Source organism: Enterococcus sp. 4E1_DIV0656 (assembly GCF_002140695.1).
GTDB lineage: Bacteria > Bacillota > Bacilli > Lactobacillales > Enterococcaceae > Enterococcus_D > Enterococcus_D entomosocium.
The window spans coordinates 70,726-84,776 of sequence record NZ_NGLF01000004.1 but is presented as its reverse complement, the minus strand read 5'-3'; the positions used below and the strand labels follow the sequence as shown (position 1 = coordinate 84,776).

13 protein-coding genes are annotated in these 14,051 nt (G+C 35.7%); 11 read left to right on the top strand and 2 right to left on the bottom strand.

The features are described 5' to 3' along the window. Positions 1-67 precede the first annotated feature (67 nt). The 6 genes from A5882_RS19020 (at position 68) to A5882_RS18995 (ending at position 5,281) form a co-directional block, all read left to right on the top strand. Positions 68-880, top strand: a complete 813-nt coding sequence (locus tag A5882_RS19020; protein WP_029486053.1) for a ParA family protein — start codon at positions 68-70, stop codon at positions 878-880. A gap of 16 nt (positions 881-896) precedes the next feature. After that, the gene (locus A5882_RS19015) at positions 897-1,322 is read left to right on the top strand and encodes a hypothetical protein (protein ID WP_086373502.1); all 426 of its coding nucleotides are present in this window, start codon (positions 897-899) and stop codon (positions 1,320-1,322) included. A gap of 592 nt (positions 1,323-1,914) precedes the next feature. Further along, the gene (locus A5882_RS19010) at positions 1,915-3,414 is read left to right on the top strand and encodes a primase C-terminal domain-containing protein (RefSeq protein ID WP_086373501.1); all 1,500 of its coding nucleotides are present in this window, start codon (positions 1,915-1,917) and stop codon (positions 3,412-3,414) included. A 136-nt stretch (positions 3,415-3,550) separates the two neighbouring features. Next, on the top strand, positions 3,551-3,838 hold the full coding sequence (locus A5882_RS19005) for a type III secretion system protein PrgN (RefSeq protein ID WP_086373500.1): 288 nt from the start codon (positions 3,551-3,553) through the stop codon (positions 3,836-3,838). Positions 3,839-4,105: 267 nt separating this feature from the next. Further along, positions 4,106-4,516 carry a hypothetical protein gene (locus A5882_RS19000; protein WP_139843269.1) on the top strand — a complete coding sequence of 137 codons (411 nt, stop codon included), beginning with the start codon at positions 4,106-4,108 and terminating at the stop codon, positions 4,514-4,516. 12 nt (positions 4,517-4,528) lie between these two features. Beyond that, positions 4,529-5,281, top strand: a complete 753-nt coding sequence (locus tag A5882_RS18995; RefSeq protein ID WP_086373498.1) for a hypothetical protein — start codon at positions 4,529-4,531, stop codon at positions 5,279-5,281. A gap of 117 nt (positions 5,282-5,398) precedes the next feature. Here the strand turns inward: A5882_RS18995 and A5882_RS19960 are convergent, their stop codons facing one another. Together A5882_RS19960 and A5882_RS18985 are read right to left on the bottom strand one after the other, a co-directional pair. After that, positions 5,399-6,343, bottom strand: coding sequence for a helix-turn-helix domain-containing protein (locus tag A5882_RS19960; RefSeq protein ID WP_176462069.1), 945 nt, complete (start codon positions 6,341-6,343; stop codon positions 5,399-5,401). Between the two features lie 354 nt (positions 6,344-6,697). After that, entirely contained in the window at positions 6,698-6,967 is a 270-nt protein-coding gene (locus tag A5882_RS18985; RefSeq protein WP_034872731.1) for a helix-turn-helix domain-containing protein, read from the bottom strand. A 669-nt stretch (positions 6,968-7,636) separates the two neighbouring features. Here A5882_RS18985 and A5882_RS18980 point away from each other — a divergent pair. The 5 genes from A5882_RS18980 (at position 7,637) to A5882_RS18955 (ending at position 14,050) form a co-directional block, all read left to right on the top strand. Further along, positions 7,637-8,038, top strand: a complete 402-nt coding sequence (locus A5882_RS18980; protein ID WP_054115557.1) for a hypothetical protein — start codon at positions 7,637-7,639, stop codon at positions 8,036-8,038. A gap of 867 nt (positions 8,039-8,905) precedes the next feature. Beyond that, a complete protein-coding gene (locus A5882_RS18970; protein WP_086373497.1) occupies positions 8,906-9,250 on the top strand; it encodes a hypothetical protein in 345 nt (114 codons plus the stop codon). A 60-nt stretch (positions 9,251-9,310) separates the two neighbouring features. Then, positions 9,311-9,652: a hypothetical protein gene (locus tag A5882_RS18965; protein WP_086373496.1), complete on the top strand. Its 342-nt coding sequence runs from the start codon at positions 9,311-9,313 to the stop codon at positions 9,650-9,652. Between the two features lie 250 nt (positions 9,653-9,902). Then, positions 9,903-10,331: a hypothetical protein gene (locus tag A5882_RS18960; protein ID WP_254908557.1), complete on the top strand. Its 429-nt coding sequence runs from the start codon at positions 9,903-9,905 to the stop codon at positions 10,329-10,331. 92 nt (positions 10,332-10,423) lie between these two features. After that, positions 10,424-14,050 (top strand): collagen binding domain-containing protein, encoded by a 3,627-nt coding sequence (locus A5882_RS18955; protein WP_086373494.1) that lies wholly within the window; start codon positions 10,424-10,426, stop codon positions 14,048-14,050. Position 14,051: the final 1 nt, after the last annotated feature.

The following is a 14,051-nucleotide window of genomic DNA, read 5'->3' as shown; positions in this document are numbered from 1 at the left end:
TAAATATTGATTAAAATAAATATATAAGTTATACTTTAAATAAAGATAAAAGAAAGTAGGTAAAAATATGACAGCAACTACTTATACAGTCGGGAACTTTAAAGGTGGAGTAGGAAAAACCAAGATAGTTACAATGCTAGCTTTTGATAATGCTGTAGTAAATAAGAAAAAAACACTGGTAATAGACATTGATCCGCAAGCTAACGCTTCACAAATATTAGCAAGAACTGTTGACTTAGATCATATTGATAAAACAATAGTAGATGGGATCAACGAAGAAGACCTTTCAATTTGTATAACGCCGATTATGGAAAATCTAGATTTAATTGCATGTGATACAAGTTTTAGATCGTTTTCTAACTATGTTATTGCTAACTTTGAAGATGAGAAAGAACAAATCATGGTTTTAGAAAAATTATTGGAACCTATCAAAGAAAATTATGAGACTATTTTTATTGATGTGCCTCCAACTATTAGTGCATATTCAGATAATGCTATGGCGGCCTCTGATTACAGTATAATAGCTTTTCAAACACAAGAGGAATCGTTAGATGGAATTGGAAAATATGTTGGGTACCAAAAATTTATGATTAACAACTACGATATTGACCTTGAAGTGATTTCTATAATTGCATGCATGCTTGAACCAGACGATGATTTAGATAAAAGTGTATTGAGCGAGGCTATAGATTTATATGGATCCGCTGTGTCTAAGAATATTGTTAATTTCCAAAAACGACTAAAACGTTATTCAAGAGAAGGAATATCTTTGAAAAAGTATCGAAACGGAAATTATGATCAATGGGACTATAGGGCACATGAACCGTTTATAAAAATACTAGCCGAACTTGAATCACGCAGAAAGATATTTGAAGAATAGCTAGGAGGGAAAGAATATGAGTGAAAGGAAAGAATTTAATGTTGATACCAAAGTTGATACAGAATATGCTGGTCTCTTACAACCAGGAATAAAAAAGAAAAAATCTGTATCAATTAGAGGAGAAAACGAATTTGGACACTCTTCTTTGATAAATAAGAAACCAAAAGCGACTACTTCAGAAGCAAGTAAAAAACGAGGACGTCCTATAAAAATTACAGATGAACGATTTAAAGTTACAAAACCAAAAAAAATATCTCCTGCTTTGGAGTCAAAACTAAGCGTACTACAAGACTACGTTGAGGAACTTCAATCAGTGCAGGGTAGGATTACCTTTGAAAAACTTATTGACACTTTATCGGAAGCGTATATTACGCAAAAATTAGGTGTGGCGAAAGAGGAACACTTGAGAGAAGAAATAAAAGATGCATTTGATAAGCTTTAATTTTTTCAAGTCATTCAACAATAAAAGTATAAGTTATAGTTGATTACCAAAACATAAAGTATAACTTATACTTTATGTTTTGGTATTTAAAAATATTTGTTACCAGAGAAAGCTTATTTTAAGGGTATCGTTTTATTACCTGTTCTAGTAATTTAAAGTATAAGATATACAATAATGTCTAATTAGGTATAACTTATATGAGGTTTATTTAAGTATAACTTATACTTTATAAAAAATTCTTCTTGTACAAATTTAACTGTTTTGTTATATTCAAATAAATAATACATATAAAAAAGAGACGGATAAAAAAGTGAATTTGGCCTCACTTCTTCATCTGAATCACATACAACAACTATGTGTTCTCGCTCGTCTCATGGAAATTATGTAAGTGGCTGGAAACCACTTATGTGATTTGAATAAATCTATTCGGACTACCAATCCGAACCTATAGATTTATTTTACCATTTTTTGACGAGCAACTCAATATATATACGCTTATTTTGTCATTCCTTTGAGACTTCTAAGCCATTGAGAGAACACAAATCTTTGAGATTATTTGTGTTCTCTTTTTGTTTAGGAAGGAATAACAGTCATGGCAGTTTCTTTGGATGTCGTATATTCGACGGTATTACAAAATGGTATCCGTAAATTTAAATATAAAAACAGCCACTTAAAACCGGTCTCTTTTAGTGATCAGTCGGGAAAGGGGGCTATTTTTGCATACCGTTCAAAGGAACACATGATCGAGGGGATTGGACTAGTGATTACTTCAGAAGAAGGGGTGATCGAAAACAATAATCGATTCACTCATTGGACACCAAATGTATTTCGCTATGGAACGTATGCTGATGAATCCAGAATGTTTACAAAAGGTCATTCTGAGGACAATTTGCGTCAAATCAATACTTTCTTTGTTGATTTTGACACATTGGATCCAAACTTTGACTACGGAGAAATTATCTTGGCCAGTCACGAGATCGGCTTTATGCCGACAATGATTCTACGTACACCGCATGGATTTCAAGCTTTCTATGTACTAGAAAAGCCTGCATACGTGACGAAGAAATCAAATTTTAAAGTGATCAATGTGGCCAAAATGATCTCAAAAAATCTAAGGAATAAATTTTCAAATGATTATCGGTTTCCTGTCGATGTAAATGCCAATCATTTTGGGATCACACGGATGCCTTCTGAAGAGAATGTTTTATTCTTTGAACCACAGTATCGCTATAGTTTTGAAGAATGGATCGACTGGTCAATGAGAGAAGATGCGGACAAAAAAGCGGAGATCAAGAACGTTTTTGTATTGCCATCTACTCAAGAATTTCGTCAAGTCGATGAACCCTGGTTCCAGCTGTTGCTAAAAAGTCAAAAAATACAAGGTGAAAAGGGCGTATATGGTCGAAATAATGTCATATTCACCTTGTCTTTGGCATACTTTTCGTCAGGATACGAAGTAGAAGCATGTGAATTGACGATGTTAGAATTCAATGACCGCTTGGCTAACCCTTTATCTGATCGAGAATTAACCAGAATCATTCGTTCCGCTTACTCCGGAAAATATCAAGCAGCGCACAGAGAAAAAGTTGTCCTATTATGCCAAGAGTGGGTCGATGCCAATCTTTCTGAAGAGCAGCTATTCAATAAAAAACGGGGTTGGTGGAAATTCAAGAAAGAAAGAGCTCTTCGCAAGTATTCACATAGTCATGAATGGGCAGAAGATCTACTGTCTTATTTGAATGAGCAATCCTATGAAGAACAACCATACATTATTTCTACAAAAAAAGAGTTAACTGAAAGTTTAAAGATCCCAAAACGTTCCCTGGACAAAGTACTGAAGCAGTTAAAAGAAGAGAACAAAATTCATATTAGTGTTCGTGCTGGTCGTAATGGAGGTATTATGCTAGCCTCGATACATGGATTGATGCGCTCCGTTATCCGGCTAAAAAAAGAAAGCCAGGGGGCTTATTTCGCTGCGATCTCAGAAGCTTTTGGAAGAGAATACACGTTTATCCAGACAGCACTGAAACGCTTGATAGAACCCAATAAGATCGGCGTGCAAACAAATCTGTTCATGATCGATACAGGTTGAAACTAAAAGGTGCAAATTGCCTATTACATTATATCTATGATACGTTGCTCCTTTTTCTCCGTCTTGCTTGCTGGTCTTAAGAAAGAGTAGTACTATTATCGCAAACGTAATAATATGGTGGGAGGTTTTTCTGACTATGAGTATCAATACCTTTGTATATCCCTACCCGATCAATGTATTTATTATTTCGCGGTTAGGTATGACAGTAGAGCAATTTTGTGAGTTGCATGGCTATAAGCAGAGTACAGTAGCAAGCTGGGTAACTAGAAACCGTGCAGTAAAAACGTTACCTTGTGATTTTTTATATTGTCTTAGTCTTTCTTCAGGCTGGTCGATGGATGATGTTTATCGTCATTTATTGGTATTGGAGGAGAAGTTCTTAAAGAGTATCAATCCAAAAAAAGAAAAAGAACAAATTAATTAGTTATGTCGATCATTCTTCGTTGTATTTTAGGTTTTTACGTGTTCGTTAAGTGATATAGGCAATGTAACACAATAAATGATTTTGTCAGTTTACTTTTTTGGGAAGGTTCAAGTATCTGTATTTATTTGTGAAAGGTAATATTATTACATTTTTGTAAGGGTTATTTACAATATCCTGTTACTAAAATATACTTGAGTTAGAAAGGGGGAACAGTAGATTCATTTTTCGAATTTACTGAAAGATATGAAGAAATCAAAAAGGAAAGTATTGACGATTGTTTTATCTTGCACAGTTTTGGTAGTACTTGGTACACTATTTTTCCTGAAAAACAATGGTAAAACAGGCATTTTTATTGAAAATAATAAAGGTGCAATAGAAGTTCCTATTACAATAGCAAGAAATTATCTGAATGATTCAGAAGTTCTTTATGAAAGTAATTCGATAAAGTCTACGAATAAACCAATAGAGGAAGTTAGTATAAGTGGTGAGAGTTCTATTTCAGTTACCATTTATGGAGAAGAGCAAACAGTTACTGGATATGTTGATAGCAATACAAAAAACTTTTCTTTATTGTTAAAAGTAGCTAGTTATGACGAATCTACGGGTAAAATAGTATTAGATTGCAACTATGATGATGGTATAAACAAAATAGAAAAACAATTGATTTTCCAAAAATAAGGAGAACTAAAAATGAAAAAAATATTTTTAACGTTAGTTTTATTCTTTGGTATTTCAGTATCAAGTAGTATCCATGCTTATGCAGATGAGATTGCAACAGATGAATCAGGAGCAGAACAAATTTCAAATGAGAGTCTAAGCGATGAAGTAATAGATAGTTTAACAATTGATGATTTTGTTAAAGCTTATGAAATTTCGAGCTCAGATGAAGCATTTAAAGATCTATCTGAAGATGATCAAAACTTATATATGATTAAGCTATACAATGATATATACGAGGCAAAAAGCTATAGGGTAACAGCAAGATACCTGCCATCTGCCTACGAGAATTTGAATAGCGCGGAGAAAAAACTTGTCAAATCATATCCTGCGCAAGCAGCACAAGTGTATACTGCTTCTAGTTTGGCTACCAAAAGGACAAATGCACTATATAAAAACGGGTTGCATAATGGAAACGGAGATGCTTTTAGACATACTTATTGGAATTCTGAGATGACAACGATGTTAGCTGGATATGGATCAAGTTTCAATCCTTCTAACGGTAAAACAAATGCGAAAAGATGGGCAGATGCTCACGAGGAAAATAAAAATCAACCAGCTAATGAAAAGCAGATGGATCTTTTCAATAATAATGTTGGTAGATCGATTGTAAATAAGAAATATTCATCAAAGGATTTGGAGAAGAAGGCTTTAGCAAAAGTCGATGCAGGAAGTTGTAGAAGAATTGTAAATAACAAAGTAGTTGCTACAACTAAAGCAAGATAGTTTTTCGAGAAGAGATGAATATTATCTCTTCTTTTTTTGTAGTGATGATTTGGGAAAATAGGAAACTTCAGTTTTAAATATATAAAAAAAGCCCAGCAAAGAATACTAGGCTTTTTCCTATGGTTTTAAAATGTATACAGGTGGAATATGAATATTGTTTGGACGATCACCGTTTCTATCAGATAGACGTTGGAAACCGCCATGTAGCCCTTCTACCAAACGACTTGAGGGTAATAAATTGTGCCAATTAGTAACAATTTGATTCAATTTGTTTAGCTTATTTTGTTTTTCATTGTTTTGATTTTCGGTGTAGATGGCTAGAACATTCTCTAAGTATTGTGCCCACATTTTCAGTTCAATGGAGTCAACATGGTCTGCTGTAGCTATTAATTTACTTAAAGGCTGCTTGGCTTCTTCAAAATAACCTAAATCCATTAAGCAATCGGATAGGTTTCCTAAGCAGATTGGATAATACTTTTTGTAGAAATGATTAAATGAGTCCATAACATTGAAGTCGACGTCTATCAATTTTTGACTGACAATTTGAAGCTGATCCATTGATAGCAAGGTCATAAAATCTGCAAAGAATTGAAGATCGTAAGAGGTCAGATGATTTGTAACTAATATTTGATTCATTAATGCCTGGACTTCAAGAATATCTATTTCAGGTATTTGTCTTGTATCATTTGCAAAATACTTTTCTAGCAACAATCGCATTCTGGTTAGCGTCAAACTATTTTTTTGATAGTTTACCAGGTCTTCGTACAGGATAATTGCTTCAGCTATATCATGTGTATCAGTGACAATATTGTATCGCTTGAAAAGGTTTTTGTATTCATGGTTTTCACTTCGATAATAGAGATCCAAGATATCTTCAATCCTGGCATTCAATTTTTTTGCTAGTGGTACAAGTATATATATCGGAAATTCACTTTTACCTTTTTTTATTCTTACATACGAACTTTCACTAAGAATCGTATCAACTAATTCCTTCTGAGATAATCCACGACTTTTTCTCAGATCCTCGATTATTTGCACTAAAATGATAGAATCCTCATTCACAGCTCATTAAACCTCCATAAGAAATTGCGGATTCCGCAATTTCTTAATTTTTTGTTGTAAAAATTTTACCAAGTGGTACTATTTGACTTGTAAATTTACACTATTAAAGTATCGGAGGAAAACACCTATGAGTTTAGATTGGATCTTATTTTTATTTGCTGGTTCAGGTAGTGTTCAAACACGTGATGTGCAAATTGGTACACGCTAAAAGTATTTGTGAGATAAAGTTTTAAAGTCTATTTTAGAGTGATTTTGTAAAGATGATCATTAAAAAAACACGTCGGCGGTAACAATACATTTTCAATGCTTACAATTTCACTCTTTTCAATCCAAACAAAAAAAGCTAGTTAGAAACTAGCTTTCAGGTGGGTAGCGATTAAATGGCGGCATATTTTCAATTTCACTGAATAGCTCCGTAATTGGAATCTCAAGTATTTCAAACAATGTCAGATAGACATACATCGAAGGTTTTTCAATGCGATTGTTTTCGATTGTTGAAAGATACGAGTAATTAATATCCGCAATTTCAGCTAAATCCCTTATTGTATATTGATGTTTGAGTCTAGCTTCTTTGATCGCTTTAGCTAGATGATATTTAATATTTGTGTACTCTTCATTAGTCATTAATTTAGCCTTTTTATTTTTGAAAATACCATATAAAGCAAAAAAACGTTTGTCTATATACAAACAAAATGGTATAATATTAATGTGAAAGTGAAATATAGTATTGTTGATGTAGTAACTTAAATACTTAGTTAAAATGACCGATAGTAGAAGAAGAGACAAGGATGTTATTTTAGATTGAAAAAATAAATTGTTGTCAAAATAAATTTCTTATGCTATGTTTTACACATAAAAATAAAACAATATTTTTGTTTGACATACTTGTACGAAGCCAAACAAAAAGGAGCCCCCGAAGTAAATCTCGTCACTGCAAGAGCGCCAACTCATGCAGGAGTCAATGATAAACCTCGGTTTCCAATCAAGTGTACACGCACCTGAACGGATTGAGCTCCTTTGCGTCGTAGCTTCTCTACAACGATGTAATTATAACAGATAATGATTGTAGAAAGAAACTTCTGATTCAATGTATTATTGAAAAATGTATGTTTGATCTTTAGTTTCTTCTACAGTTGATCTAGGTGTATGATAGGCCAAATCATCATTTTTGACGCCATCTGTTATTTTCGTTGAAGAGACTGCGATTCTTAGGAGGTAAATTCATGTTCTCGTGAATTTACCTCCTTTTTGTTTGCTTTTATGTAAGTATGATCTAGGAAATGAGGAATGACAATGACAAAAGGGTTAGCAGTATACGTTAAAGATCTAGCAAGAATCAAAACAACGGTACAACTATTTAACACGCAGCATTGGATGATCGAAGGGGAAAACGCCTATCGCTATACGACTCTTTTTGAAAAAGGGAAGCCAAAAAAAATATTTTTCGGGGCTGCCAAAACGGAAACGATCTTTCCCCAAATTAAACTTCTTTTTGATCAAAAGGAAAGAGTCATTGCTCAACGGTTAAATTCAAATGGTCGTCTGATAACGACACGGGAAAACAAATATTTCAAAGTCCGGAACCATCGAGCGGAACGAGCGTTAGAAGTATATGCCTTGATCACTGCGATAGAAGAAAAGGAATACGAAGAAATGATTCAAAATTATTGGTACCAGGAACGAAAAAGAGCGTAACTGCTTTTTGAACATTTAATTAAACATCTTTTGTTTGCTAGTTTCTAGCAAAATCTCTTGATATGAGTTGATAACGAACGAGTATCGAGAACTAATTGAATAAATGAATTGGGTATTAGAACGCCCCTCTAAACTAAACAGCATGGCTACTAAGGGGTTTAGAGTAACCAGGAATACAATGAACTGGTGAGCCAAAAACATTGAAGGATTTGCCAAGACCGCAAGTGTGCGAGCGAATATCCGGCCTTCATAGGAGTTAGATTTCTCCGGTTGTAAAAATCTGCGACTTTTATTTTGTTCTATTTACGAATCTGGTAAACAAAAGATGTTTAATTGGTTAATAATAAATTTTAATAAGGGAGTGCAAGTTATGACGAAGACAAAAAAGTTATTGGCAGTTGGAAAGTTTTTCTTGAAGATGATGTTTAAAGTTAGTATGGGATTGCTGAAGGTTGCGGTATTTATCTTCATTTTTACTTTCACGTTTGCTGCGATCAACGCTACTTCAACATCATTTTCTAGAAGGTGATAAAAGTGAAAGTCTCTGAATTAATCAAGATCACGAATAAAATAAGAAAAATAGATAAGTTGAAAAGCCGATTATTTTCTTTGCTGATTGTAATAACAGTTTTGTTTGGTATTGGAATCTTAGGCACATTATTTTTATTCGGCAATCAAGGGTTGGTTGTATCGTTTGTTTTAATCAAGTGGCTTATAGCAATAACTATCGTCATTTGGCTTTCAATTAGCGTTTTGCAGATCAAGATTCTCCTAGAAAAGCGGAAAATTTGAACTTATTTCTTGTCTATATCAAATGTAAAACTGAAGTAGGAGGGAAATATTCTGAAGACGGATCAACTGAAAAGAATGAGAAAAACTAATCCAAATGAATTTAAAGAGACATGGCGTAGCAAGCAGATTAGATTAAAACAAGAAGAGCAGCAAAAGCTAGACCATGCTACTGTTAGAAGAGGATCCTTTTCTTGGAAAGAAGGGGAAGTCATTAATTGGAAGATATTACCAATCAGAGATGAATTGAAAATAATGAATGAAATTTACAAAGAATATAAGACACGTTATCCAAGTATCGTGCCTCAAGGGTCAGTTGGTACTTGTACTGAAGTAATAAATGCGCAAGTCTTTGCGTTAAAGATTAAATTCGATAACGGTGAAGAATTTTGGTTTATGAGAAGGGACTTAGAAGAAGTCTGATTCCACTATCCACCAAACTAGTTAACTAACAGAATAAATCAAGTAGAAAGAGAGTTAAACATGTTAAAAGTAGGAGATTTAGTCCTGTGGGGAATAAACATCAGTCCTGTATGGCATATAGTTGTCGAAAGAACTCAATTTAAATGTGAAACTCAATATAGTTTTATAACACTAACTACTGGTTCTCTTACTACAGAGTGGTTTGACACACTAGATGATTTGTACGAACGTTATAAAGATTTCATTATCTCACGTATAAGCCCTGATTTTTCACCAACAATTGAAGAGGTAAAAAAAGAATCAAGCCATAGTATAAAAACAGAGTTGGAAAAATTGGAAAAAGATATAACTAGGATGAAGGCGTTAAATGATCATTCTGAATTAGATGATTGGGATCGATGATAATCTTTGTTTGAAGGGATAAAAAAAGGTCTCCTAGTTTCCGCTAGAAAGACCAAATTATTATGTCCTAAGTAATTATAATAAAAAGAAGAATTATTACAAATATATTGACTTTATTTTTTGAATTCGGGAGCTTGAGGAATATTTCTCAAGTTTTTTTGTTACCCAAAAAGGAGAAAAAACATGAAGAATGTCTGTCGTAGTCCATAACTAAAGAAAATATCAACGAGTGAAGGGAGGGCAGAAACAGATGGATGCTGAAAAGAAAACCTTGTATTTAACCGTAGGAAAGGAGGTTTCCCTAAGTTTTACAGGAAACGGTGAAGCATTACAGTATATTCGCTTGAGCGTGAATAAGCTGGCAGAAATTATTAATAATGGCTTGGTCGATCGCCAAAGTATTTTTGAAATTGACGAAGTTTCACTGATCACAAAAAGTAATTATAAGACCGTTGTGCAAGTGGTCGCTGGGAAACAAGTATTACACGGTAATACGGATCATGTAGACGTGGTTATCGATACAGATAAAACAAAACAAAAAGCCGCTGGAAAAGATATTTTCACAAATGGTGACTTTTTATTTATCGTTGATCAAGAACAACACATATCGAAACAAGAGCTGCATACGCTAAATATAAAGAACTCAAAAAGTTATTTAAACGAAGGAGACCGCCTATGATCTTATATGGCCAAGGAACAAAGAATGCGTAATCGAGCGCCACCGTCCTTTTCGAAAATCCATTTTGAAGGAGAGGATGTGAACAGGTACCAATGAAAAAGAAGCACAAACTCGTTGTTTCGTTTTCAGTGATGATCATTTCTCTTCTTGCTATGGCCAACTTTCCTTATGTTTTGGCACAAGAACAAACAGATACCGCTAAAACGGATCAGGAAGTGGCTGCAGTATCGGAAGAGACCTTAAACAAAGAACAGGAATCAACCGTTGTTCAAGGTGCTGATGGCTTACTGTACGTGGTAGCAGACAAATCAGACAAAGAACAGCTGATTTCTTCAGATACACCGCAGATCGCTGAAAAAACAGAAGGAGACTTTACAGCTGTTGAAGTAGGGGTCGATGAAAAGCGCCAGGAAAAAGCGGATCAGGCAGATCAAGAAATCAAAGACTTTGATGAAATCGATCTAAATGATGTTGAATCGCTGCAATCGGCAGTCAATAGTGAAGATCTTCCATTTATTGAAGAAGATCAAGTCGCTGAAGAATTGTCGAAAGCCAAAGATTTAGAAGAATCCGAACAGATCTTAATGCAGACACGTTTCTTTTATGCTGAAGAGATCCTGAACCAAACGAATAACTTTAATGATGTTCCTTCTATGCTAAAAGAAAGCAAAGTTGCTTTACTGGCTTCTGTTTCAAAAACAGTCTCTGAAACAACGATCAATCCACCAGCTGGCTATCCTTGGCTGATGTATATCGTTCGTAGCAACGGCTATTCTTATACAGAAGACCGAGGGATCCGACGTACGATCGATGGGAAAGATGCGTTTTGTTTACAAGCAGGGGTTACGGCAGCTAAGACGTACACGGATGTCGGCAGCAGCTATTTAAGTACTTCTCAAAAAGAAACGATCACGTCTATTATTAGTGCTTACCGTGAGTTAGGCGGTTGGGCAAATAACGACGCTGGAAAGCAACGTTGGATGGCTGCAACGAGTCTTGTTTGGGAAAATTCAAATGAAAAACCAAAAAGTATCACCATTACCCCATACCACAAAGATGGTGTAACTGACTGGAAAAGCAAAATGACTACACGAGCTAGTCAGATCCGCACACGTCCGCAATGGGACGCAACGTCTAAGACGGTCTATGAAGGAGAAAAAGCAACCTTTACTGTGAAAAACAGTTGGGGCGATCATAACCTCTATGTGGAATCCGTCAGTGGTGGGGCAAAAGCAACGATCAGTGGCAATAAATTAACCGTCGATACGAATGGATCCACTGCAACAAAAATCACTGTAAATATGGTGAAAGGTTCGAAAACAAACGAAAAATACCCCACTACTGTCTGGGCAAACGGTTCATATCAAAAACTGGTCACTGGTTCTTTTTATGTTTCAACTTCCGTAACCGTGAATGTGAAGCGAAAAGGGACTGTGGATGTCTTGAAAGTAGATGCAGATACGAAAAAGCCACTAGCAAATGCGACCTTCCGCTTTACGTATGATGGAAAGACAACAGACGTAAAATCAGGAACGGATGGGAAGGCAAAGCTAGGAGAACGCTTAAAGGCTGGGTCAGTAGTCAAAGTGAAAGAGATAACCGCTCCTTCAGGCTATAAGTTAAACGGAACGGAGTTTTCAATCACGGTAGGGGAAAACACGAATGTTTCGAAGACCTGGACAAACGAGCGACTCGCAGGTGCTGTAGAGCTTACTAAAATCGCAGACGTCGATCAAAAGTCGTTAGATGGTGTGGTATTTACACTATACAAATCCGACGGATCCATTTTACAAGATAACCTAAAAACCGATACAAATGGCCAACTAAAAGTAAAGGATCTAACGCTGGGATCCTATTACTTTAAGGAAAAAACGCCATTGGTTGGTTTTGAAACAGATAGTAAAAACTACTCGTTTACCATTACTGCAGATGTGACTGAAGCAAAGCCGGTGAAATTAACAATCACCAATCAGTACAAATTGAGTGCTTCAAAGACGGTATCAGACAAGAATGAGACAGGCAAAACCAGCAATACTTGGTCAGCTGCTTCCGATGATTTTCTACAATATGATTTAACGACAAGTACGGTAGAAAAACTAGGGTCTCGTTACTTAGCTGATTTTGTTATAGAAGATCAGTTTCCAGCTGAAACGGCTGCGATTTCTACGGTACAAGTTTTGGCGCAAGGTAGTGATGTGACAGATCAATTTACAATTACCAAAGATCTGACGAACGGGAAAGTGATTGCTACTGCAAAAAGCACCGCCCTTACAACTTCTGGATTTTATGGGAAATCATATGATCTACGTACGAAAATGATGCTAAAACAAGAAGTTCTGACCGCTAAAAACAAAGCAACACTGGCCTTCAGTAAGCAAGGTAGTGTGAAAACAGGAACGAAAACTGCTGCTTCAAACGCTGTTACAACGACTTTACCAGCATTCAAGCTGACAGTGAATCATGTGACAGAAACAGAAAAAGCGCTGCTTAAACAAGTCGTTGAGACCAAGTACGATGGGGAGTCGTACGAGTATAAGCCGCTGGATGATCTATTCGACGTGAAAGGCAATCGCTACCGCTCGAAAGTGACTAGAAGTGGGGTCGTTGCTGGCAAAGATCTTGTACTTGAGATCCCGTATTATCTACCGTCCTTAGAGATCAATGCCGAGAAAGTTTCAATACTGACTGGCAAAGCGTCATTGACGGACAACTTGAAGGCGACGATCACTTTTTCAAAGTCAGCGAGTTACGAAGAAGAATTGAAAAACGTTCTTTATCGATTGACTGTAACTGATCAAAAACAGAAGAAAACTGTCTTTACAAAAGATATTTCGCTTGGTTCTTATGCTTCAAGCCTAGCTGTTGATTTACCTACTGCAGGCTTTACTAAAGGAGAGAAGGTTCCTTACTCTCTTTCCCTTCAGGTGCTGAAAAATCCTGACAAAGTAAAGGCTGAAACAGATACGATCGATTTTTCAACATTCGGGTATACCGCTTCAGAAAAAGTTCTCACAAATGCGGATCTGAAAAACGGTAAGCTTTCCTATGGCGCAGTGAGCCAAACAGAAGCAACGAGAAAAACCAAAACGTATGTAGAAAAGAAAGAGACTCTTCAGTTTGATTTTGAAGAGCAGCGTTCGTCAAAAACGGGCTATGGGCTACCAATCACATTAGCGCCAATCTACAGTAGTGAGATCCAAGATACGCCACTACTCTCGTTTACACTTTCTTCTCCAACGAAGCTAGTCGATACCTATTTAGATCTTCAGTATGTCGAATCAAAAGGGAACGTTCAAATCCCGTTAGATCGTACGATCAATCAAGTAGCGAAACAAACGACGGCCGCTATTACTTCTACAAAATTTGAGTTTCCTCAAATAAGCGTAGAGGAGAAGACGGGTGCATTGTATACGCAAGAACAAGTAAAAAATCCAACAAAAAAGATATCAAACAAATTACTTGATGGGGGAAGAAAGTTTTATTTGCCGATTTGGGCAGAAAAAGGGGACTACAATCTGACGCTGCAATCGAATGTGGTTGGCCGGAACTTTATTCAAGTATCGATGAACCAAACGCTTTCGATCTACGCAAACATGTATGCGACGATTGATAGTAAAACAAAGAAAGAAGATGAATTGTTACTCACGCCGGTTTATCCTGATACGACTGTGCCAAACGGATGGTCAAAAGCAGAGATCACGTGGTTAAGAGGAAAGTAAG